Origin of the sequence: Spiroplasma eriocheiris (genome assembly GCF_001029265.1) — a bacterium.
Classification (GTDB): Bacteria; Bacillota_I; Bacilli_A; order Mycoplasmatales; family Mycoplasmataceae; genus Spiroplasma; species Spiroplasma eriocheiris.
The window spans coordinates 946,935-971,535 of the sequence record NZ_CP011856.1; the positions used below are offsets into that span (position 1 = coordinate 946,935).

Annotated in this window: 23 protein-coding genes; 1 reads left to right on the forward strand and 22 read right to left on the reverse strand. The window is 31.2% G+C overall.

The features are described from left to right. Positions 1-22 precede the first annotated feature (22 nt). The 12 genes from dxr to SERIO_RS04370 all read right to left on the reverse strand — a co-directional run bounded on the left by dxr (position 23) and on the right by SERIO_RS04370 (position 13,196). Complete coding sequence (gene dxr, locus SERIO_RS04315) at positions 23-1,168, reverse strand: 1-deoxy-D-xylulose-5-phosphate reductoisomerase (RefSeq protein WP_047791632.1); 1,146 nt, start codon at positions 1,166-1,168, stop codon at positions 23-25. Beyond that, positions 1,168-2,250, reverse strand: a complete 1,083-nt coding sequence (locus tag SERIO_RS04320; RefSeq protein WP_079450802.1) for a phosphatidate cytidylyltransferase — start codon at positions 2,248-2,250, stop codon at positions 1,168-1,170. The genes dxr and SERIO_RS04320 overlap by 1 nt, the downstream gene beginning before the upstream one ends. Further along, on the reverse strand, positions 2,243-2,965 hold the full coding sequence (uppS, locus tag SERIO_RS04325) for a polyprenyl diphosphate synthase (protein WP_330217077.1): 723 nt from the start codon (positions 2,963-2,965) through the stop codon (positions 2,243-2,245). Before uppS ends, SERIO_RS04320 begins: the two co-directional genes overlap by 8 nt. A 73-nt stretch (positions 2,966-3,038) precedes the next feature. Then, a complete protein-coding gene (locus SERIO_RS04330) occupies positions 3,039-3,779 on the reverse strand; it encodes a glycerol-3-phosphate acyltransferase (protein ID WP_047791634.1) in 741 nt (246 codons plus the stop codon). Between the two features lie 109 nt (positions 3,780-3,888). Next, a complete protein-coding gene (gene frr / locus SERIO_RS04335; RefSeq protein WP_047791635.1) occupies positions 3,889-4,437 on the reverse strand; it encodes a ribosome recycling factor in 549 nt (182 codons plus the stop codon). 4 nt (positions 4,438-4,441) lie between these two features. After that, complete coding sequence (gene pyrH, locus SERIO_RS04340; protein WP_047791636.1) at positions 4,442-5,164, reverse strand: UMP kinase; 723 nt, start codon at positions 5,162-5,164, stop codon at positions 4,442-4,444. Positions 5,165-5,308: 144 nt separating this feature from the next. Beyond that, complete coding sequence (ffh, locus tag SERIO_RS04345) at positions 5,309-6,658, reverse strand: signal recognition particle protein (protein ID WP_047791637.1); 1,350 nt, start codon at positions 6,656-6,658, stop codon at positions 5,309-5,311. A gap of 206 nt (positions 6,659-6,864) precedes the next feature. Further along, positions 6,865-8,394, reverse strand: coding sequence for a ribonuclease Y (gene rny / locus SERIO_RS04350; protein ID WP_047791638.1), 1,530 nt, complete (start codon positions 8,392-8,394; stop codon positions 6,865-6,867). A gap of 170 nt (positions 8,395-8,564) precedes the next feature. Continuing rightward, positions 8,565-9,776, reverse strand: a complete 1,212-nt coding sequence (locus tag SERIO_RS04355) for a DMT family transporter (RefSeq protein ID WP_047791639.1) — start codon at positions 9,774-9,776, stop codon at positions 8,565-8,567. Positions 9,777-9,902: 126 nt separating this feature from the next. Beyond that, complete coding sequence (locus tag SERIO_RS04360) at positions 9,903-10,427, reverse strand: ferritin-like domain-containing protein (RefSeq protein ID WP_047791640.1); 525 nt, start codon at positions 10,425-10,427, stop codon at positions 9,903-9,905. A gap of 88 nt (positions 10,428-10,515) precedes the next feature. Next, positions 10,516-11,646 carry an NADH-dependent flavin oxidoreductase gene (locus SERIO_RS04365; protein WP_047791641.1) on the reverse strand — a complete coding sequence of 377 codons (1,131 nt, stop codon included), beginning with the start codon at positions 11,644-11,646 and terminating at the stop codon, positions 10,516-10,518. Positions 11,647-11,675: 29 nt separating this feature from the next. Then, positions 11,676-13,196 carry a prolipoprotein diacylglyceryl transferase gene (locus SERIO_RS04370; protein WP_053040849.1) on the reverse strand — a complete coding sequence of 507 codons (1,521 nt, stop codon included), beginning with the start codon at positions 13,194-13,196 and terminating at the stop codon, positions 11,676-11,678. Positions 13,197-13,419: 223 nt separating this feature from the next. On the opposite strand from SERIO_RS04370, the gene SERIO_RS04375 reads away from it, so the two are divergent. After that, complete coding sequence (locus SERIO_RS04375; RefSeq protein WP_047791642.1) at positions 13,420-14,175, forward strand: hypothetical protein; 756 nt, start codon at positions 13,420-13,422, stop codon at positions 14,173-14,175. A 38-nt stretch (positions 14,176-14,213) separates the two neighbouring features. Here SERIO_RS04375 and pflB read toward each other — a convergent pair whose 3' ends face one another. The 10 genes from pflB to SERIO_RS04425 all read right to left on the reverse strand — a co-directional run bounded on the left by pflB (position 14,214) and on the right by SERIO_RS04425 (position 24,590). Beyond that, complete coding sequence (pflB, locus tag SERIO_RS04380; RefSeq protein ID WP_047791643.1) at positions 14,214-16,298, reverse strand: formate C-acetyltransferase; 2,085 nt, start codon at positions 16,296-16,298, stop codon at positions 14,214-14,216. Positions 16,299-16,623: 325 nt separating this feature from the next. After that, the gene (locus tag SERIO_RS04385; RefSeq protein ID WP_047791644.1) at positions 16,624-17,778 is read right to left on the reverse strand and encodes a formate/nitrite transporter family protein; all 1,155 of its coding nucleotides are present in this window, start codon (positions 17,776-17,778) and stop codon (positions 16,624-16,626) included. Between the two features lie 115 nt (positions 17,779-17,893). After that, positions 17,894-18,487: a ribosome biogenesis GTP-binding protein YihA/YsxC gene (yihA, locus tag SERIO_RS04390; RefSeq protein ID WP_047791645.1), complete on the reverse strand. Its 594-nt coding sequence runs from the start codon at positions 18,485-18,487 to the stop codon at positions 17,894-17,896. Positions 18,488-18,489: 2 nt separating this feature from the next. Beyond that, positions 18,490-19,281, reverse strand: coding sequence for a TrmH family RNA methyltransferase (locus tag SERIO_RS04395; protein ID WP_047791646.1), 792 nt, complete (start codon positions 19,279-19,281; stop codon positions 18,490-18,492). 18 nt (positions 19,282-19,299) lie between these two features. Next, positions 19,300-19,998, reverse strand: coding sequence for a hypothetical protein (locus SERIO_RS04400; RefSeq protein ID WP_047791647.1), 699 nt, complete (start codon positions 19,996-19,998; stop codon positions 19,300-19,302). Between the two features lie 113 nt (positions 19,999-20,111). Beyond that, complete coding sequence (locus SERIO_RS04405; protein WP_047791648.1) at positions 20,112-20,480, reverse strand: hypothetical protein; 369 nt, start codon at positions 20,478-20,480, stop codon at positions 20,112-20,114. 107 nt (positions 20,481-20,587) lie between these two features. Then, entirely contained in the window at positions 20,588-20,965 is a 378-nt protein-coding gene (locus tag SERIO_RS04410; protein WP_047791649.1) for a hypothetical protein, read from the reverse strand. 221 nt (positions 20,966-21,186) lie between these two features. Beyond that, positions 21,187-22,560: a M17 family metallopeptidase gene (locus SERIO_RS04415; RefSeq protein ID WP_053040850.1), complete on the reverse strand. Its 1,374-nt coding sequence runs from the start codon at positions 22,558-22,560 to the stop codon at positions 21,187-21,189. Between the two features lies 1 nt (position 22,561). Next, positions 22,562-23,761, reverse strand: a complete 1,200-nt coding sequence (locus SERIO_RS04420) for a MalY/PatB family protein (RefSeq protein ID WP_047791650.1) — start codon at positions 23,759-23,761, stop codon at positions 22,562-22,564. A gap of 19 nt (positions 23,762-23,780) precedes the next feature. Further along, complete coding sequence (locus SERIO_RS04425; RefSeq protein WP_047791651.1) at positions 23,781-24,590, reverse strand: MurR/RpiR family transcriptional regulator; 810 nt, start codon at positions 24,588-24,590, stop codon at positions 23,781-23,783. Positions 24,591-24,601 lie beyond the last annotated feature (11 nt).

Genomic DNA, 24,601 nt, shown 5'->3' on the forward strand with positions numbered 1-24,601 from the left:
CCAATTTGTCTGAACGCTTCTGTTAATCAGATTTTTCAAAAAAATTATTAACTTCCCTTTTAATAATATCATTTAATTCTTTAATTTCTTGATAATTTGTGAGATTTCGGGGTTGATGATGCTGCATAAAATATTCAACATACGGAACAATCTCGTAAAACCGAATTTTTTTAGCAATGAATAATGCTCGTAAAGCTTCATTTGCAGCATTCATAACCACCGCCAGAGAGTTTGGTTGCGCTAAGCATTGATATGCTAATTTAATTGCCAACCACCGGTTAACATTTGCTGGTTGAAAAGTTAATGTTAAATTACTAAAATCAAGGGGTTGAAAAGTAACTTGGCTTTTACGAATTGGATAATATAAAAAATAGCTAATAACCTGTTCCATGTTAGGAACTGATAGTTGGGCAATAATTGAATAATCATCATATTGCACGGCAGAATGAACAATTGATTGGGGATGTATTAAAACCTCAATCTTTTTAGTTTTAAATAGATGGTAAGCTTCCAGAATTTCTAATGCTTTATTCATCATACTTGAAGAATCAATTGTAATATTGGCACCCATTTTTCAAGTGGGGTGGGAAAAGGCTGTGGTATCATCAATCTTTGCTAACTCTGCTAACGAAAGTTGGGAAAACATTCCCCCCGAAGCAGTTAAGAAAATTTTATTAATGTGATTATTTGCTTCTAAACATTGAAAAATTGCACAGTGCTCCGAATCAACAGGATACAACGTACAATTATTGGTTGTAATTAATTGGTTAATCAAATCCCCAGCTAAAACTAAAGATTCTTTATTAGCTAATAATAACTGACGATTTTTAGTCTGCAAACTAGCTAATGTGGGGTATAACCCACCAAATCCAGAAATTGCGTTCACTACGAGTGCCTGGGGATAACTTGCTAAGATTTGATCAAACCCAGTATTATTAGTCAAAAATTCGAGTTGGGGATATTTTTGTTGTAATTGCTTAACCTTTGTGGTTGCTAAAACTCAAACTTTTTTAATGCTAGGGAAACTCTTAATTATTGCTGCAAGGTTGGAGAAGTTCTGCCCCATTCCAACAGCAACCAGACAAAAATCCTGCGGGTTATTTTTTAAAATTCTTAGTGTTTGACTTCCAATATTTCCACTAGCACCAAAAAGAATAATTTCGCGCATTATTTCATTAAAATTGCACTAATAATAAACATAACAACAAACACTAGTGAAAACGAATCAAGACGGTCTAGTACACCGCCGTGCCCAGGTAATAAATTACTAAAATCTTTAATATTATATTTTCGTTTAATTCATGAAAATGATAAGTCACCTAATTGCGATAAAATTGATAAAATAATTGCTAATAGCACATAGATAATATAGCGCATTGTATTTTGACTATTATCATTTGAAAAGAAATCAAACACTCATTTGCCATCCGCCTGGTCGGTAAATTTAAACATTAAAATTGCATATACAATCGCAATTGCACTAGCAACTAGGGTCCCAGTAACCGCTCCCTCTCAAGTTTTATTAGGTGAAACATTTGGAGCTAACTTATGTTTCCCATAACTAACCCCTCCGACAAAAGCAAAAGTATCGGTTAAAATAATAATTAAGGCTAGTCATAAAACACTACTTCATCCAAAATTAGGATTTAGCATAAATTTTGTCATTGCTTTAAAAGCAAAAATCATATAAATACTAAAGGCAAAAGTAATAAACATTTTTCCAAAGGTAATATCTTTCCCGCTTAATATTAATACCATGTAAACTAGGAAAACAAACAAGTAAATCACAAAAATTAGTCAGTTTTGTAATCATCCTCAATTAGCATAAGTATAAAAAGGAAAATTAATTGGTGCATAACCCTCACTTACCCTTTCGACCGGTAAAATATATAAGAACACAATTAATAGGTAAGTAATGATTTGGGTATAAATTGGTCACTTATTTCCCCCGTTTAATTTTAAAATTTCATAGTTAACTAAACATAAAATTAAACAATTTAAAATAATAAAAACATAATTAGCAACATCAATGTGGGCCATTGTTTGCCATTCAGTAGTAATTGCCCCGGTAAACATATATAACACTAAAAAACATAATAGCACCCCGAAAGTAATATAGCGCTGGCGATATTTTTTCTGAAACATTAAGTGTTTTTGGTTTGGTGATGGTGTGCTATTATCAACAGCTGGTTGATTATCACTTGCTGGTGGTTGATTATTATCTGGTGTTTTTGGTTTAATATTATTCATCAAGTTTAATTCCCCCAAATCTTCTATCTCTATTATTATAATCTATTATTGCTTCAATTAAAGCATTTCCGTTAAAATCTGGTCAATATTTTTTTGTAAAATAAAACTCAGCATAATAATTTTGGAGTAATAAAAAATTACTTAACCGTTGCTCACCCCCAGTACGGATTAGTAAATCAACAGGGGGGAGTTCTTTAGTATATAAATGGTTGAAAATAACTTCTTCAGTAATGGTAGTAATGCGCGGATCGTTTTTAATAGCCATAACCGCCTGAGTAATTTCTTCTAAGGAACCATAATCAAAGGCAAAGGTTAGCACCAATCCTGTATTATTTTTAGTGTCAGCAATTGCTTTTAAAAAAGCATTAGCTGTCGCGGCAGGAACTTTTGTTCGCCGCCCAATTCAATTTAATTTAATATTTTCCTTGTGAAATTTTTTAACTTGCTCATCATTTAACAACCGTTCGGGCATTGTCATTAAATAATTAACTTCCGCTAAATTTCGTTTTCAATTTTCAGTGGAAAAACAATAAATTGTTAAATATTTAACCCCAATTTCATTGGCTTTTAATGCCACATCTTTAATCCGGCGTGCGCCTTCTTCATGGCCTTTTGTGCGACTTAACCCCCGTAATGTGGCTCACCGCCCATTACCATCAAGAATAATAGCAATATGTTGTGGAATCTTATTAATAATATCATTCCTCTTTTCTAAATTTTACTTAACAAAATTATACTATATATTTCCAGGGTACTTCGTACTTTTCCAAAAGAAAAACATTAAATAATTATTTAATGTTTGATAAATTATGCAGTTGTTTTTGTTTTATCTTACTTTTTGAATAAGTCACAATCCCAATTAATAAGGCGGCCAAGTCTAAACAAACATTAATTAAAATAAAATTATCTCAGTAACCAGTGTCATTATATTGGTGAAAATGATTAAATCACACTACTTTGCTAGTCATCATCACATGGTAATCGCCACTAACAGTTGTAATCATACTAATTCATGGTAACCAACAAACTAGGGCAATTGTTAACATACTAAGCCCGGAAGAAAAAGTCACCCGCTTAGTAATCGGATAGATAATTCATCATAACCCCACACAAATTATAAAATAAAACGGATTAATCATTAATAAGAAACCTAAAAAACAAGCTACTCCTTTGCCCCCTTTGAAATGGTGGTACACCGGAAAACAATGGCCCAAAATCGTAAACACCGCTGGAATATAATAACTTGTTTGGCCCAGGTTAAAACTTGTTCCGGGAATTCTAATACAACTAATTCCAAAAGTGATGAACATCACAATAATAGTTTTAATCCCATCCAAGAATACAACTAGTAACCCTCACTTTTTTCCCAAGGTAATTGTGATATTTGTAGCACCCGGATTCCCCGTGTTAACTTTTTGAATATCAACCTTATGAAAATATTTTGCAATTAAAATACTAAAATTAATTGATCCTAATAAATAACCAATAATAATAGCAATTATTGTTCCTAAAATTCCATAACCATTCATTGTACTTTCCTCTAATAAATTATTCTAGTATTAATTTTAATATTTTTTTAATTAAAAGAAAAGAGCTTACTGTAAACTTCCCACGGAAAAAATAAAGAAAAGTATATTGCTATACTTCCATTAATTCTTTTTCTTTAGTTTTCCCTTTTTCATCAATTATTTTAATATAATTATCAGTTAATTTTTGGATTTCTACTTCATAATATTTTTTATCATCTTCTGATAAATCACTACTTTTTTTAATATGGTCATTCGCATCACGGCGTTCATTACGAATTGCCACTTTGAAATGTTCAGCTTCTTTTCACATCTCTTTCACTAAAACTTTTCGACGGTCTTCTGTTAAAGGGGGGATGTTTAAGCGAACTAAGTCTCCTTCCGCAATTGGGGCTAATCCTAAATCTGATTTATTAATAGCTCCCACGATTACGCTAACTAATGACTTATCATATGGTTTAATAACTAATTGGCGAGCTTCAGGGACCATAATATTAGCAGTTTGTTGAATTGGGGTTAAGGTTCCGTAATAATCAATCATAATATGTGCTAACATATTAGGGTTAGCTCTTCCCGTTCTAATTTTAATTAATTCATTTTCAAAACTATTAATGACCTTATCCATTTTGGACTTGGTTGTTTCCACAATTTGGTTTGTCATTTCTTTACTTTCCTCCTGTAACTAATGTTGAACGAGCACTCCCATGTGCTGCTTTATAAATATTATTGGGTTCATTAATATCAAAGACAACAATATCAAGTTCATCTTCCATTGCTAAACTACTAGCGGTTAAATCCATTACTTTTAATTGTTTGTTTTGTAATTCATTTAAACTAATATTCTCAAAGCGAATGGCGTCTTTATGCGTTTTGGGATCCTTATCGTAAATACCATCAACTCCATTTTTAGCCATTAGCAAAACATCGGCTTCAATTTCAATTGCTCTGATTGTCGCTGCTGTATCAGTTGTAAATTTGGGTTGACCAGTTCCCCCCGCCATAATCACAATAAATCCTTTTTCTAATTGTGATTTTGCCTTTTTAAATAAATATGGCGACGAAACTTCGGGAACTTGAATTTTGGACATAACAACAACTTGGTCACTACCTTCGTATTTTAACACTGATTCTAATGCTAAAGCATTCATTACTGTTGCCAACATTCCCATATAATCGGCGCTAATCGGATCCATATTAATTGTTTCAGCTCGATTACCACGCCAAATATTACCCCCACCAACAACAATTGCAATTTCTAAACCTTCTTTTTGCAAAGTAACAATTTGTTTAGCAATTTCATGGAGTTTTTGGGGATCATATGGTTCTTGATGATCTCCTAAAGCTTCACCAGATAATTTTAATAAAACTCTTTTATATTTTAAACCCATAATCTTAATAAGTTCCTTTCCAAAAAATATCTTGTTCTATAATATTATAATGATTTATTTTCAGAATAAAAGTTTTTGGTTAAAAATTGTTGGGAAATTAGCAATTTTTCCATAAAAAAACTTTCTAAGTTCTTAGAAAATTTTTTAATTAAAACCACCAAAACCACCAAAACCTTTTGTTGGCATTCGCCCGGATTTGATTTGTTTAGCCATTTCATCAACTTGTTTTTTAGTTTTTTCAAACTGGTTAATTAATTCATTATATTCTTTTTCACTACGTCCTGAACCTTTAATAATTCTTGTTTTGCGAGAGATATGTTTTAATAATCGTGGTTCTCTTCGTTCTTTAACTGTCATTGACGATAATAATACTTCCGTAACTTTTAATTTGCGTTCAGCTTCAATAATTTTTTCTTCACTAATTTTTGGCATTCCAGGAATTAATTTCATAATCCCTCCCATTTTACCCATTTTGGAAAGTTGGCGCATTTGGTTTAATAAATCTTGTAAATCAAATTGCCCCATCATCATCCGGTTCATGGTTTTTTTAATATCACGTTCATCTAAAACATCTTTTGCTTTTTCAAATAAGGTTTGGACATCTCCCATTCCTAAAATCCGATCAGCCAGCCGATCGGGATAGAAAATTTGCAAATTACTCATTCCTTCTCCGGTTCCAATAAATTTAATTGGTAATTTTGTTAAATGGGTAATTGATAAGGCTGCTCCCCCACGGGCATCACCATCTAATTTTGTAACAACAACTCCGGTTAGTTTTAACAAGTCATCAAATTTTTCAGCAACATTAATAATATCTTGCCCAGTCATTCCATCAACAACAATTAAAATTTCATCCGGACTAACTGTTTTTTTAATTTCTTTTAACTCGGTCATTAATTCGTCATCAATATGCAAACGACCTGCGGTATCTAATAAAATAACATCATTTTTATTAGTTTTGGCATATTCAATTGCTTGCTGAGCAGTTAATACCGGGTTTTGTGTTCCTTTTTCAAAAACATCAATGTTTAAATTTTTTCCTAATGTTTTTAACTGATCAATGGCAGCCGGACGATAAATATCACAAGCTACTAATAATGGTTTTTTATGATATTTTTTTTCTAATAATTTTGAAATTTTTCCGGTTGTTGTTGTTTTCCCACTTCCTTGTAAACCAACCATCATAATAATTGTTGGTTTTGAAGTTAAAGAAATTTCTTTGACAGTTTTTCCAAAAATATTTACTAACTCTTCATGGACAATTTTAATCATCATTTGGGAAGCATTTAAACCTTCACTAATATATTCGCCTTTAGCTTTTTGTTCAACATTTTTAATAAAATCTTTCACAACTTCATTATTAACATCCGCCTCTAATAATGCCAAACGAATCTCACGTAAAGTTTCTTTAACAGTTTCTTCTGTTAATGTTGATTTTTTTAAATTTTTTTCAATTGATTTCTTCAATTTCCCAGCTAAAAAGTCACCAATCATGTTTTCAACTCCTCTAGTATTTTTAATGTAATCAAACTCTTTATAATTATACATAAAACAATGGAATTTCAAATCTTTTTAAAGATATTTTAAATAGTAGATTAAGGATAAAAAAATAATCTGACTAAAGATTTAATCAGACTATTTTTTTTAATTTATTTATTAAAAATAAAAGAAAAAATTATTATTTAAGTTAATAATTTTTTCTAAATTACGGTTTCAATAAAGCGTAATTCCCGAATTACTGTAATAACAATATCCCCGGGGACAATTTTATTATGACTAATTTTTTCACGAATATCAAAGGCAATTTTTTGGGTTTGAATATCAGTTGTCCGTTCGGGATTAACAATTACCCGAATTTGACGTCCTGCTTGTAAAGCATAAGCTTTGGCGACTCCCCGAACTTCCATACACATTTGTTCTAATTCTTTCATCCGGCTAATATAATTTTCAACATTATTATTACGACCACCAGGGCGCGCAGCTGATAAAGTATCAGCAGCGGCTACTAATGGTGAGTACGGATTATCCATCGGAACTTCACCGTGGTGCGAATGAATGGCATTAATAACAATTGGACTTTCTTTATATTTAGTTGCTAACTGAACCCCTAAGGTTACATGGCTACCTTCATTTTCAAAATCAACTGCTTTGCCAATATCATGTAATAAGCCCGCGCGAATCGCGATTTCCGGATCGAGTCCTAATTCGCTCGCCATAATACCAGCTAGTTTAGCGACTTCAATCGAATGCATTAAAACATTTTGCCCATAACTAGTGCAGTATTTTAACATTCCAATATAACGAATTAGTTCTAAATCAATATTATAAATTCCTAACTCTGAAATAGTATCTTTTCCAGTTTGTAAAATTGTTGTATCAAGATCAGTTTTTTCTAAGCGAATTGCTTCTTCAATTTTATTGGGTTGAATTCGACCATCCGTAATTAACCGTTCCAAGGCTTTTTTGGCAATTTCACGCCGAATCGGATTGAAAGAAGACACCTGAACAATATTAGGAGTATCATCAATAATTAAATCAACACCCGCGGTTGTTTCAAAGGTTTTAATATTTCTGCCATCTTTCCCAATAATTCTTCCCTTCATATTATCATCAGCTAAATTAATAACCGCAGTTGTTTTTTCAACAACAACATCCGCTGAATATCGTTCAATTGCCTGGGTAATAATATTAACAGCTGTTTCTTTTGCTGCTAATCGGGCATTTACTTCCGCATTTTTTAAAAATTCCCCAATTTGTTTTTGATATTTATCATTAATTTCTTTAAATAAAATATCTTTTGCCTGATCTTGCGAAAACCCCGCAATTTGCTCTAATTGCTGAATTGTATTATTGATTAAACCATCATATTTAGCTAATAACTCTTGTAATTCCTCTCTTTTATAAAATAACTCCTGCTCTTTGTGCGTCAATACTTCTTCTCTTATAATAATATTCTTTTCACGTTCTTTAAAAAAATTTTCGTTTTCTAAAATTTCTGCTCGTTTTTGTGCGACTTCTTCGCGTACATCTTGTCTAATTTGGGCGGCTTCAACTTTTGCATCTGCTTTCGCCGCATTAATAATTTTTTTGGCAGTTAGTTCTGATTCTTTAATTTTTTTCTCAGTATTTTTAATTAATTTAAAACGTAGATATTTTTCAACTAAATATCCAATTAAATAAAATATTAAGGCACAAGCCCCTAATAATATTACTCATCCATAAACTGGCATGATAGCTCCTTTCTTAATATTAATTAAGAAAAGAAATATTTTATTTTTAATAAGTGGAATAAGATAGTATTTAACTACCAATATATATTTTACTATTTTATTTAAAAAAGAAAAGGTAAAACAAAATAATAAAAAAGTGCGGTTAAGCACTTTGTTATAATTCGGTAATTTTAATTATCAATTATTTTGTTCGGATTTTTCACCGGTTTGGCAGAACTGTTAAGCGTTCGCTGGGTTGAATGCTTTAGTTTTCAACGGTTATAATAACTATTTAAATTCTCATTAAAGGTAATAATAACTAATCCTAGTAAAATGAGCGCCGATCATACTCAATAGTATCATTGTAATTTATCAACATTAATTTCACTAATAAAGGTATTTCCTAAGATTTGTAAAACTGGGGTTCAAATCAACATTGTCAGTTGGGTTGCTAAAGCATAAGTTCCGTTTGATAATTTAACAGTTTCAAAATACATCAAACGGCCGGTTCCCATTACAATTCCTGACACATACACTAAAATTGCCTGTCACCCATATAAATCAAAGCTGGATTTAAATACTACTCATCCTTGGTAACCTGGTTGGTTGTCAATGGCGGAAGCGATTGGTAACGCAATAATTAACATTGTTCAAAAACTAATAAATGATTTTACCGATACCACTTCATAGTTAGATAGTTGAATTTTATTACTATGGAGAAAATAATCACTAATAGTTCCTTCAAAAGCATAACACAACGCCGCAACAAAGGATAATAAAACTCCGGCAATTAATTTTCAATTAATTTGTTCTTTCATGAAAAAGTAGTTAAATAACATTCCAAAGGTAAATAAGGTGGTTATTAAAATCCCTACTAGTCCAAAACGGTTAATTTTTTCTTTTAAAACAACCCGGCTAATAATCATACAATAAATTGGAGCGGTGTTTAAAATAACGTTTCCTAGGGTTCCATCATTTAAAAATAACGCCGCAATCATTAATAACGCCATTGAAATTGGTCCAGCTAGTAAACCAACGCCTGCCATAATTCATACTCGTAAATGTTTTAATTTTAAAATTAGGTTTTTAATGGAAGAGTATAACCCAACTCCACACATATAACCAAAAGGAAGGACTAAAGTATAAGTTAAATTTTTAAATTTATGATTATTATGAATAAGACTTTTTCATTCTAAAAATCCAGTTGCAAAGGCTACTAACAGAAAGGACATTAGTTCTTGAATCGTTGCTAAAAATATCGCATAAGTAATTTTAGTTGAATTATCTCCCGCAAAAAAGAACACAAATAAAGGTGTTAATGAATAAAAAATTGCCGAAGTAACACCAAAAATACTTGCTGCAAACATATGACTTTTTGATTGTTCTAAATTTTTAGTTTCCATAAATGCCCCTTTTAAATATCCTTTTTATTTTAAAATTATACCCTAATAATTTAAAAAAATAAATGGGTTTAATTTTTCTGAATTATTATTTATTTCCTAATTAAAAAAACTGATTACTCAGTTTTTTTAATTATGTGGACTAAACGGATCAATTACTGTTTTTGTATCTGGTTCTTCGCGTTTTGCCATTTTACGATCTAGTTTGTAATAATCACCATTTGACATGTTGATTCAATCCAAGATATCTTTAACTTCAGCTAGTTCTTCATAAAAATCAATGATAAATCAATCATAGAATTTATTAGTAACTAAATCACCTAGTTCGCGGGATCTTGCCGCAAAATGATTTGTAATTTCCGCAAAGTGCTTACGATGATGAGCATATTCTTCCACAACTTCTTTAATTGATTTTAATTCTTTAAAGACAGGTTCTACTTTTGTCATTTCAAAAGTACCATCGCGATCCATCATAAAGTTCATAATACGACGTTGATGTAAAACTTCATCTTGCGCTTGAACTTGATAATAATGAGCAAACCCGGGATAACCTAAGCGATCAGCATTAGTACTTAAGTTATAACAAATAAATTGCATCTTCGCATGTTCATCTAAATATTCTTGCAGATCTTTTTGCATTTCTTTTGTTAGCATTTTATCTGGCCTCTCTTTCTATCTGCCACAATTATAGCACTTTTATTTTATTTTTTTTAAATTTTATTTATAATTTTTATAAATAAAATTAATCTTCAATACTCATTTTTCAATTTTTATTATCTTCAATAAATAAATCTAATAATGGTTGGGGAATTTGTAATTCCGCTAAATCTGATAATTTGATGCTAGTACGAATTGCTAATTCATTGCCACTTTCGACTTTGTGCACTCATTGAGGTTCTGCAATTAATTCCCGCCCCATTGCTACTAAGGGAATGTTACTATCAAGTACTTTTAAGGCATCATCTGGAGTTTTAACACCCCCCACAGCAATTAACGGAATTTTATCATGAAATCTATTGATAATTTCATTAATAACTGGGGTTGGATTTTCTTTATTTCGTAAACTTTTTCGCCATACCCACGAATTCGAAATGTGAATATAATCTAACGGATATTTAACTAAGTGATCCATTAAAGCACAAGTGTCTTCCAAAGTAATGCCTGGGTTTTCAATTTCTTCGGGCGAAATCCGATACCCAACAATAAATGGTTTGGTACTATGTTCTTTCACAACAGCTAACACCTTTTCAACGACTGCTAAAGGAAATTTCATTCGTTTTTTAAGAGTTCCCCCTCATTCATCTTTCCGTTGGTTAGCATGAGGTGAAAAAAATTGTTGTAATAAATAGGTATTAGCCCCATGAATTTCAACCCCATCATAACCAGCTTTAATGGCGCGTAATGTTGCGGCACCAAAATCTTCAATTGTATCTAAAATTTCTTCCGATGTCATAGCACGGGGAGTAATTGCTCATTCTCGTAATGAAATAACAGCACTTGCAGATAATGGCTCTGGTAATAACAAAGTCTCACGGTGACATTCACGCCCCCCGTGGTGAAGTTGCATAATGGCAACCCCATGTTTCTCGTGAATTAAATCAGCTAATTTTTTTAAATTAGGAATGTACTTATCATCATCAATGGCTGGTTGGCCAATAAAAGCTTTTCCGTTCCGGTTAACATAAGCACACCCAGCAATTACCATTCCAACTCCCTCAATTCGCGCTTGGTAATAATTTAATTCATCCAACGTATATTTTCCGTTTTCAAAGCCAGAAAAAGTAGTCATTGGCGACATTATAATCCGATTTTTAATGGTAACCTGGTTTGGAAACGTAAAGGGACTAAATAATTTTTCATATTTGCGATTCATAATTAATTTCTCCTTCAATTTATTAATAATTAAACTAATGCTACTTCACAACTAATTTCATCACTAAAAATATTTGATGGTTGGTTGTGGGTCATAATCTTAAACGTAAAACTGGTAATGTGATCTTGGTGACTAAAAACTTTAAAATCATTTAAACTAAAGTATTCCTCAAAACTTTTGTTTTCATATCCTAAGTATGTCATTACTTTTGTTTTAATTAAGGTTTCTAATTCTTGCTGTTGGGAAATTTGATTATAGTTAATTTGGTGTTGAAGATAATACTCTAATTTTCAGTTTGCCAAATTAGTATAATCAACATATTCTTTCTCATACAAATGACCATTTTTCCGCAATTTAATTGGGGCGAATCATTGGGCATAAGCGGCCATTAGTAAACCAAAAATGGCAATCATTCACAACATTGCATAATCTAATGGTCGGTTATTCATCACAAATAAATCTGCCCCATTTTCCCGCTGAGTTTCTAGAACAAAGCGAATTAAGTTTCAACCAAAGAAATATAAACCAGCCTGGACTCCCGAACGAGTAATTCAATAACCTTCTGGGTTATTTAAACGGGTTAGTTCTTTCGCATCATTTACCCACCATTTTTTTAAACGGTTAATGGTTGGAGAAGATGTTTCTTTAAATTTTTTTGGTTTAATTTGTTCTAATTGTTTTTGGGTAGGATTATTATAGTAAAAAGCTTTGTCCCACACTTCTTTTCAAGTTAATTTATCAGGTTCTTCAATTTTTCGGTTAAAGAAATGACGAATACTATATTTAAAATCAAACGGATATTTTTGAGGATCTTTTTTTCATGGTTTTGGTCCTAAAACTTTACCAAAATTAGGAACCACAAAAGTTAAGATTACTCATAAAATAAAGTTTCAGAATGATTCATATAAAAAGATTGGGGCTCTTCACTGAATACCCCCCGTTCCAGGAACTAACTCAGGATGATCACCAACTCATTGGAAACAATTATCCCGAATAAAAGCTGGTAATCATTTTAAAGATTCATAAGAAACAGGATCTCCTAATAATTCATGGTTAAAGAAGTTTCCTCATCTTCCTAATACCTGTCCTAATAAGATATTAGGCACAATACAGTCAATATATACTCACATTGAAACTCGTGATTTTCGGGCGACAAAGGCAAAGACAATAATTCCGACAACAACCCCAAATAATACTCCTCCGTGAATACTCATTCCGGCTTTTCAAAAGGCAAATAATGATCAAAAGGGTGCACCCCCATCATAACCAATTAAGGGTTGGCTAGGATCTTCGTTATATTTTCCAAAAAAACTAGCCCCAAATAATGAAAATGGAATAATAATAAACACTGCTCAAATTAACGGTTCAACGGGAACATTCTTAGCCTTCAAACGGATATAACTAGCAAAAACCGCTAAAATCATCCCGGTCGTAATAAATACCGCATACATATGGACTCAACCACCATATGTTGCAATAATATTATGGGGAGTATTGTCCGGATTAATTCAACCCGGTGAAGGTTCGGCTAATAACAACTGATTTAACATTTTGTCATCCTTTCTCAAGATATCTTTTCCCACAATTTTAATTGTTTCTTTTATTATATATGATAAAGATTTTAAGTGCGGAAAAAAACAAAATATTTTAGTTTTTAAAATCTCGATTATGATAATATTTAAAAGGAGGTTAATAACCGAGAGTGTTTAAAACACCAACAATTATTTTGTTGGTGTTTTTTTATTAATCATCCACAAAAAGGAGGTGCTTTTAATGAAAAATGATGCTAAATACCCAGAGTTTTCTAATTTTGTATTTCCTGATTTTGAAGGTAATAAGTTAATAGCAAGTTGGGAAAAATGTCAAAGAGACTGTGTTTCCGATGATCCGAATGATATTTTCTCTATATTTTTTACCCAAAGTGTTAAATTAATTCAAGACCAATTTCAACTAGCAGTTAAGATTGTGAAAGAAAAAATCGGGTCTGATGAAGAATCAACAACAATAGTCCCAATAATATGTGAACAATTAGTTAAAAATATTACTACCATTCAATCTAACACAAATATTGCGATGTTAAAAATTATTAATAATGATATTTGGAAAAAGATAACATACCATAATTTTCAAAAAATTCCTGGCAAGTTCCGAATCTCAAAAGAAGAGAAAAAAATAATTGGTATAATTAATAATTTTATTAAAAAGAATGAAAACATCATGAAGAAAACTACCAACTGCTGAGAAAAAGAGAAAAAGAAAAATTTAACTAAAATTGCTGATTTACTAACCGCTTATCTCAAACTTACGGATGCTGAACAAGCCCAATTTACTGAAATAAATGATTTTATCCTTAGTTACAAAGAACAGTTTAACATCCCCAAAATATCACAAGAAATTACTAACCAATTTAAATTTTATCAAACCAAACTGGCGGGACCTAATTATGAAAGTTCCAGCGTATATGAGGAAGATTCACCAATTGATTTGTCATTCTCAGGATTCAATCCGGATGAAGAATCAATTCGGTAAAGAAAAATGAATTCATAAAGAATTCATTTTTTTATATGCTATTTTTTATGTTGATCATGGGGATCAATACTACTAATATTTAAATCACCATGAATAATTAAGTCTTGATCTTTTCCTAAGGCATTTGGAATAATTGTAAAGGTATTTGAAATACCATCCGATGCATGTTTGAATGGAATTTTAGCGACCGAGGCTAGGGAATTTACCGCTCCGGTTTTATCTCTACCATTCATTGGGTTGGCCCCTGGTGAGAATGGTACCCCAGCTTTACGACCATCTGGAGAATTACCAGTTACTTTTCCATATACCACATTTGAAGTAATAGTTAGTACTGACATTGTTGGTTCAGAATTACGGTAGTGGTGTTGACGACGCACTTCGTTCATGAAAGTTTTAACAACTTCAATTGCAATATCATCGGCACGATCATCATTATTACCATAAGTTGGGAAATCCCCTTCAATGCGGTAGTCAGTTACCACCCCATCGCTATCTTTTAATGGGTAAACTTTGGCATGTTTAATTGCTGATAACGAGTCAGTTACGACTGATAATCCTGCAATTCCAGTGGCAAAGAAACGGTGAGCATTAGTATCCATAAAACACATTTGACTTCTTTCATAGAAGTATTTGTCATGCATATAATGAATAATATTTAAGGCGTTACAATATACACCCGCTAATCATTTTGCCATTTGGACAAATTTTGTTCATACTTCTTCATAATTTAATGGTGTATTTTCATCGCCATGACAAGGTTCAAAGCGTGGTGACACTTGGTTTTTATGGATTTCATCAATTCCCCCGTTGATAGCATATAATAATGTTTTTACTAAATTACAACGAGCGCCGAAGAATTGCATTTGTTTTCCTACCCGCATTGGTGATACACAACACGCAATTGCATAGTCATCCCCGTGGGTTGCGCGCATTAAGTCATCATTTTCATATTGCATTGATGAATATAAAATTGAGTATTTAGCACAAAAAGCTTTAAATCCTTCTGGTAAATGTTGTGATCATAAGATTGTTAAGTTTGGTTCGGGAGAAGGTCCCATGTTTGCTAAGGTATGAATATAACGGAATGCTGTTTTAGTAACTAATGTACGGCCATCAATTCCCATTCCCCCAATTGATTCAGTGGCCCAAATTGGATCCCCAGAGAATAATTGGTTATATTCTGGTGTTCGCATAAATTTAACAATTCTTAATTTCATAATCATATGGTCAACTAGTTCTTGAACATCAGTTTCTGTTAAGACTCCATTTTTTAAGTCCCGTTCAATGTAAACATCTAAGAAACCACTTGTTCTTCCAAAACTCATGGCTGCTCCGTTGTTTTCTTTAATCGCTGCTAAGTATCCTAAATATGTTCATTGAAAAGCTTCTTTAGCATTAGCGGCTGGTTTTGAAACATCAAACCCATATGAAGCGGCCATTTTTTTAATTTCTTTTAACGCTAAAATTTGTTCTGATAATTCTTCGCGTAAACGAATAACATCTTCTGTCATTACTAATGAAGTATTACGTTTGTCTTCTTCTTTTTTAGCAATTAAATAATCTGCTCCATATAATGCTAAACGACGATAATCACCAATAATTCTTCCCCGCCCGTAAGCATCAGGAAGACCAGTAATAATATGTGACTTACGACACGCACGCATGTCTTCTGTATAAGCATCAAAAACTCCTTGGTTATGAGTTTTACGGTATTTTGTAAAAATTTCTACCACTCGGTCGGAAACTTTAAATCCATACGCTTCATTAGCCGCTTGGACCATTCGAACTCCCCCGTTTGGCATCATTGCTCTTTTAAATGGTTTTTCAGTTTGCACTCCAACTACTTTTTCCAAGTCTTTGTCTAAGTAACCAGGTGCATGCGAAGTAATTGTTGCTGGTAAATCTTCATCGGCATCCAATACTCCCCCATTTTCACGTTCTTGTTTTGTTAATTCCATAACTTTATCTCATAATTTTTTGGTAGCATCCGTTGGTCCAACTAAAAAACTATCATCACCAGTATATGGAACATAGTTACTTTGAATAAATCCGCGAGTGTCTACCTCATCTGTTCATTTTCCAGCGGTAAAACCATCTCACTCAGGAAATCATGTTTTTCCCATTATTTTGTCCCCTCTTTTCTCTATATGTTATAAAACTAAAAGTAATGTTTTGACAAAATTATTTACTTTTGAAATTAAAAAAATAACAATTGTTAAATATGCAATATTTCAAACAGAAAATAACTTTATCACATCAGAAATCCCACATTAAGTTAATAGTTTATATCTCTAACTATAAGTAATCACTTAATAACAAATAATTTTTAAAAACCTATCTATTTTTATTATACTCCTAATAATTCTTTTTTCGCAATAGTTGCTCGCAAAAGATTGCCAAAAATTACCAAAAGGAAATTTTCCTTTTAACAAGAAAAACTCTGGTGTTTTATTTATGGCTTCGTTTAAATCATTGGCGATGTGGTTTACTGTCAAGATTCTGAATTGCTTGGTTAAATTTGGTATTATCTAACACAAATTCGTGATTAATAATTTGAGCAAACCCTGTTTGTAATTGTAATAATTTAATTTGTTCACTAAAGTATTTTTTTTGTCCTTTAACCGCGGCGGCATTGATTTTTTTACGGGCAATAAAATAACATAGAACTGGAATTAATAAGCCCCCTCCGATAAAATTACCAATAAAAGCAGGAATTAAATTAACTAACACAAAATATCCAACTGAAGATGCTGGTAGGACATGGGCGGCTGATAACTGATCACCAACCATAAAAATATTCATTCAAAAAATAAATGTATTAGCCACAACGTGCTGGAACCCCGCCACGCAAAAAGCAAACAAGGCTAAGAAAATTCCTAAAAATGAAGCGGCCGCATTTTTTGAAGAATAAGTTAAATATAAAGTGGCCCCGACTAAAATATTACAGTAAATTCCCGACATTAAATTATTTAAAAAGGTTTGACCAATTTGTTGGCCAGTTGGGATTAGCCCATCAGCAAGGGCACTTCCCACAAATCCCATTTTGTGTTCAATCATTTGCATTGTTTCCGCACTTCATGAATCACCATGGGTGTTCAATGTCACTGCTTTATCACCCGTTAAAATATGGCCATATACCACGGCAAAATAAATCACAACAGCGGCTAATAAACTTCCTAAAAAGTTTCCTAAAAAAACTAGCATCAAGTTGCGATAAAATTTTCACGGACTAGCAGCACCAATGCTACTATTAATAAATCCGACACAATGAGAAGTATATAATCCGCCTCCTAAAAAGGTCAATAAAATTAGGCCAATTGGAAAGGTAATCCCAAAAATTAATTGTTTAACTCCCGTCGTATTAACACCCTGCATCGCAAACAATGCCACAATGTAACCCAACGAAATAAATAATCCACCTAAGATTCCGTTGATAATTGTATTCATCACACTAGCATTAATCTTTTTATTTGATGCTTCAAAAGCGCCAATGATTGCTTGTTCTGAATAAGAGTGATGTTCATCAAGAATACTTAGTTCAACTGTTGACAACTTAGTTAGTTGTTGTTGATATTTTACAATCCGCGTAAGTTTCTTATCCATTCAATAATTTTCCTCTCTGTATTACGCTAGTATGTACTTATCTAATTACAAATAAAAGAATTCGTGCCTCAGATAAATAAATACCGGTAATATTATACAATAAAAAATAAAAAATTTATAAATTTAATAATTTTGTAAAAAGTTCCCAACACTCTTTTAAACCTTGTTTTTTTTCACTCGAAGTCTTAATAAAATAATCCGCGGGATTAAAATTTAACATTGTTTTAATTTTTTGTTCATTTTTTTTAATATCATTTTTCTTTAACTTATCTAACTTAGTCCCAATAATAACTGTTGGAATTTGATAGTGCTGTAAATATTCATACATAGTAATATCATCACTTGTTGGGTTATGTCGTAAATCAACTAATAAACAAACAAAAACCAGGTTAGAACGTGATGCTAAGTATTTCTCCATCATTTTACTAAAAGCTAATTTTTGCTGGTTATTAACTTTAGCAAACCCATAACCAGGAGCATCAACAATTCGAAACTGATTATTATTAATACTAAAAAAATTTAACATTCTTGTTTTACCCGGAGTTTGGGACACCTTGGCGAGTTGGCGACGATTAGTTAACATATTAATAAAACTTGATTTACCAACATTACTTTTTCCTAAGAAGCAAATTTCTTTGACCTCATCATTAATTCAGTCTTTTTTATCAACCGCTGAAGTAAGATAGGATGCTGTTTTAACTGCGAACATCACTATTCTCCTTTCTGCTGCTTATTAATTTCATACATTAAAATTGTTCCTGCTTGAGCAACATTTAATGAATCTAACTTGACATTAATTTTAATTTTAACATTTAAATCACTATTATCTAGTATCATTGGTGATAGCCCACTACCTTCGTTGCCTAAGCAAACGGCATATTTTTGGTCGATAGCAAAAGTGGTTGTTTCTAAAAATGTTGAATTATCACTAAGATTAGTACTAATAATTTGATATTGTTCTTTTTTTAAATGGACCAAAAATTCAGCAACAGGGTGAGAAATTACATGAATATTCAAATAAAATAAAGCGCCTTGACTAGCACGGATAACTTTATCATTAAATAAGTCAACCCCATTATGAACTAAAAAAACATTGGGAAAATTAAATCCGAAACTAGTCCGTAATAATGTTCCTAAGTTCCCTGGGTCTTGAATATTTTCCAGAATTAAAGCATTCTGGTGGTAATCAATTTTTTGATGGCTAAAATATTTGGCTAAGTTAATAATTCCCAAAATTGGTTGGCTCGTGACACTTGTTGACAGTTTCCTAATAATTTGGTCGGTTACTATAATAATATTAACATTTTGGTATTGGTTAACTAAATGTAAATTATCCTTCGTTACTAAAATCTCCACTAATAAATTATTATCATAGGCACTACTAATTAAATGTAAACCTTCAATAAGGGCTAACTGTTTAACATGACGAATTTTATTATGCTTTAATTTAGCTAATTCTTTAATATATTCATTTTGACTTGAATTAATTTCACGATACCCCATAATTTTCTCTTTTCTTTTTTAATCAACATATAAAAACCCAACAATATAGCGTTTTGTCGTTGGATTAGCCCAATCTTTTTTAGTTGCTTTTGTTTTGCGCATAATAGTCACCATTGAACGAGGGCGTTTCGGAGGATCTTGCATTTTACCTAATAACACAGTCAATGCTGTTTTATTACTTTCTTTATTATAATCTTCAGTATCCTTTACTCCCTCTTGTTTTGCCATAATCCGCACCTTATTTTTTTTAAACCATTTTTGGAAATGAACATAATCATGGTATGATCATTCTTTTTCTTCTCACCCTAAAATAATGCGGTCTTTTTTTTCATCTCATCCTACTAAATAATCCCGAATCTGGGTATTTGCTGTTGGTCCTTGTTCCATCATTTTAAAAGTCCGCGCAATTGTTTGGTCAATTGTTTCAAACCCATAACCAACAAAAGCATTCCCAACTCAATGGTGCTTATAAATTGGTTTGACAGGATCCATTGGCTCGGTAAAAGTAATTGCATAGGACCAATATTTATCATCTGATTTACTTTTAAACAATTCATAACCAAATTTTTGATGTTTAATAACAACACAATCTTTTTTAATTAAAATTACTAAATCTTTAAATGCATCAATAAATTGTTGTTTTTCATCTTGGGTCAAATGGGCTTTTAACTTAGCTTCTTTCATATTAATAATACGCTGAGTATAATAGGAAACCATTAATGCACCACCTTTTTACTAACTATCCGTTATTCTATTACGTTATTCTATTATATGATATATTTTATATTTTATTAGGGTTTAAGTCAAAGTAAATCGTGAAAACCTTGTTTTTAGGTTCCCACAGTATTTTGATAAAAATCTTCCTCATATTTTTCTAAAATAAATAGGATAAAATCAATATAAACAAAAACTAAGATGTATTCATCTTTTTTCAAAAAATTAAGGCTATTATGAATAACTAACGAATCCGGATAATGGGTAATCCGGTTGCGTACATAAATCACATCATGTCATAACTCTAGTCACAATTCAAAATTACCTGGTTTTATCTTTTCAATGAAAAAATCCAATAAAAATTGCTGTTCTTTCTTTTGATAATTTTCATTCAAAAGTTCATTAACTTTTTTGCTATATTTACTATAAATATCATTCTTATTATTAAAAAGTTCCTCATCATAATTTTTTAATTCCTTTTTCATTTGGTCCAAATACCCAATTATTTTATTTCAATCACAATAATAGGTTAAAAATAGCTTTTTAATACAATTAACCAAGTTTGAATAATTAAAAGCCGTTTCTAAATAATTTAAATCATCATTACTAATATTTTTTTTAAATAGGGAATCGTTTGCGTAATTTGAATTTTTAAATTAGTTAAGATTTGGCGCCGGATTTTATGATTATAATTTGAATTTAATGTTGGGGATGAATTACTAGCCAGAAAAATAATCTTATTATCAACAATTTCTTGGGTTCATTGCAAAAATAAAATTAAATAATTATAAATCTTATTATCGTCTAATAATTCTAAGGTTATGATGCTATTTAAAAAGGGATCAAAAATTTTATCCATTAAAAATAAATAATCTTGTTTAACCGGATGATCCATAAAGATCTGATGAAACTTGGTTAATTGTTCCATTAAAATCTTTTGTTTGGTAGTTAGTGATAGCAAATTAATCATTATTTTTTTAATTACCTCCTTAAAAATAAAAAAAGAGAAAGCCAATGGCATCTCTCTGAGTTAAGTATAACATTGTTAAAATAAAAACAAACCATTTTCTGTTTTTTTATGTTAACTTTTAAAATTTCAGTTATTGCTATGATTTGATCTTAAGTAAAATAACAGCTAGCAACTAATAGGTAAATTTTACAAATAAAAATAGTAATTAAGCTAATTACTATTTAAAAATTCTTTATTTTGATAAATTCAACTAAACTTTCAACCATCACACCAGTCCCCCGACTATGATAATCAGCAGTTCCGGCAATATCTAAGTGCAATCACGGGGTTTCTCCCGCGAATTTGCTAATGAAAGCGGCACCATTTCCTACTCCATATTCACGGTTAGTGGCCGCATTTTTAAAATCAGCAATTTCAGAAGTTAAATTATCATAATTTTCTAACTGAATTGGTAATCATCAAACTGGTTCTAAGGTATTCTTAGTAACCTTTGTAAAATTCTTCACCAACTTTTCATTGTTGCTAAACATCCCACTAATGTTAACCCCCAAAGCATTTTTAACCGAACCAGTCAACGTTGCAACATCAATAATTGTGGCTGGCTGGTAAGTTTGTTTAGCATAACTAATTCCATCTGCTAATACAAGACGTCCTTCAGCATCCGTGTTATTAATTTCAACATATCAACCTGCATGTGATTTAACAACACTTTCAGTTAAAATTGCATTACCCCCAATTGCATTTTCCGTTAACATTGCAACTGCAAGTATATTGGCAGGTACTTCTTGCTCAGCTAATGCGCTAATGGCTGCTAAAACAATTGCGGCCCCAGACATATCAAATTTCATCCCTAACTGCCCACTACTACTTTTTAAACAATAACCACCACTATCAAAAGTTATTACCTTGCCAACGAAAGCAGTCTGGTATTCACTAGTAGTTTTATTACCTTGATACTCCACGATAATCATACAAGCACGGTGACTACTACCCTGGTTTACTGCTAATAATAAATTTAATCCCATTTTTGTCAATTCTTGATTTTCATAAATCTTCATTATTAAATTCTTCATATTTTTTAACTTGTCTTTTCAAAAATTAGTAAACAAAACTGGGGTCATTAAATTAGCAGGCATATCTTGTAAATACCGAGCTGTATTAACCCATTGCATAAGGCGCTGGGTAGTTGGAATAATATCCTCTAAGTCCGGATAAGCTGAGTGATAAATTAAAAGATTATAATCCACATTCGGAAGTTCTTTTTTAAATTGACATTTTTGTGGATTAAAAACATATAAAATTGCTTTCAAACTTGTTTTTAATAACTCCGTACAATTAGGAAGTGTTGATGAAAAAGAACTAAAATCAAATAATATTTGTGAATTCGAAATCTGGGTTAAAACATTAATTAGCTTTTTTTTATAATGAAATAAATCAGCTAATAAATCATAGGAAACTACTAATTCAATATGGGATTGGTTTTCGCTGGTAATATTCTGGAGAATAATTTTCTGCTTACTTGTTTTCTCAATAATAAAGATAATTGTTAAATAATCTGAATTTTCACGACTAGTAGTTGCTTGAATTATTAACATCCTATCGCTTCCCTTCTAATTCCATAAAAGCAGTTTTAATTTGTAGCAATAATTCTTTTAAAAATACTTGTGAGCAACCAAAATTTAGTCGAAAAAAGAATTCCCCGTTTTGAACAAAATCTTTCCCATACGAAAGAATAATATTTTTCTTTAAAAAGAGTTCTTCAATTTCCTCGGCAGTTAATCCTGTTTCGACAAAATTAATTCAGGCAAAAAAAGAAGCATCACTATGCATTACTTTACAAAATGGAAGTTCAGTTTGAAAAAATTCTTTAACAATCACAAAATTATTTCATAAATACACATTTAACTGTTCTAACCAATCCTGACAGTTATCATAAGCAGCAATGAGAGCAATTGCCCCAAAAGTATTAGGAGAAGTAACCCGGTTAATTTTCATACAATTTAAGAATCTTGTTGTTAATGTTTCATCAGGAATCACAATATAACTTGTTTTAAAACCTCCAAAATTAAATGCATTATTTGGACTAGTACAAACTATTAAATGAGAATAATGTTCAGGAAAAGCTAAACAACTAGTAAATGTTGCTTCCTGGTTAATAATTAAATCACGGTGAACCTCATCGGCAATAACTAACACCTGGTGTTTTTGACAAATTTTTAACATTTTTTTAATATCTTGTTTAGTTCAGACAATCCCTCCGGGATTATGGGGCGAACAAAAAATAAAAATTTTAACCTGGTTATTAATAATTTGATTTTCAAAATCAGTAAAATCAATCTGATAACTATTATCCTGGTAAAGCAAATTATTACAAACTAAGGTGCGGTTATTATCAATAATGCTTTCTCCAAAGGGACCATAGACAGGAGTTTGCACTAAAATCCGATCCTGCACATTACTAAACTCTTGGATTAAATAATATAAAGTTCCAACAGTTCCATAAGTTAAATGAATTCATGAGGGTTGGAGATTAACCTTTAAGCGTTCTTGGTGCCATTTAATAATACTTTGATAAAACTGAGTCGGGACATAGTTATAACCATAAATATTAGTCTCTACTCGTTTTTTAATAACATCCACAACCGCAATCGGACATTTAAAATCAGTATCACCAATCCACGCGGAATAAATTTTTTGGTGGGGATTAATCTGGTAAGTTTGTGTTAAATATTCAATATTTCATTTACGATCATATGTTTCGCTACGATCGACAATTTCATCAAAATTATATTTCATTCTTTTCACCTATTTCTATTTATTTTTTGATGACCTTATTTAATAATTCATAATAGACTAAATCTAAAAACTGAATTAAAGTTTGAGCTGTGATAGAATAACTATCTCAGATTTGTTGTTCATCACAATGAATAATAATTTTGTTTTCAACATCATTAAAGAGCTGGGTTGGATACTGACCCATAATCACATAGATTTGTAAATTATTAGTATTTTCTTCAACAGTTGCTAAAAAATTTGCTAACTGTTTATTTTGTCCACTCAGGGTAATAAACAAACAAATATCCTCATCGTGAATTAAATTAATTTGGTTTTCCATTAAATTATAATCATTCAAACAAAAAGTTTGAATATTTAGTCATCCCAACCGTGTTGCTCAAATACTCGCAATTTTATAAGCTAGCGAAAAAGCAAAAATATGAATTCTTTTTCGTTCATTAATTATTTTAGCTAAATTATAAATTGTTAAGTCTTCATATAAATTGCTTAATTCTAAACTAGCTTGGTATTTAATTGCATTGTATTGATTTAAAAACTTCATTGATTGATTTAATAAACTATTATCAATCGCATACGACATATCATCACTAATATGGTACAGACTTAAAAACTTCAAGACCATTTTCAATTCTTTAAATCCGCTTAACCCTAAACTATTGCAAAAACGAATAACAGTAGTAGAGACATTACTTAATTTTGCAATATCAACAATTGATAATTTACTAATATGGTCTAAATTATCTAAAATAACACTTGCAATCGAACTACGAATTGGATTGTCATCTTTTGCTAACTCTTTAATTTGTTTCAACAGTTGTTGTTTTGCCATAATATGTTGCT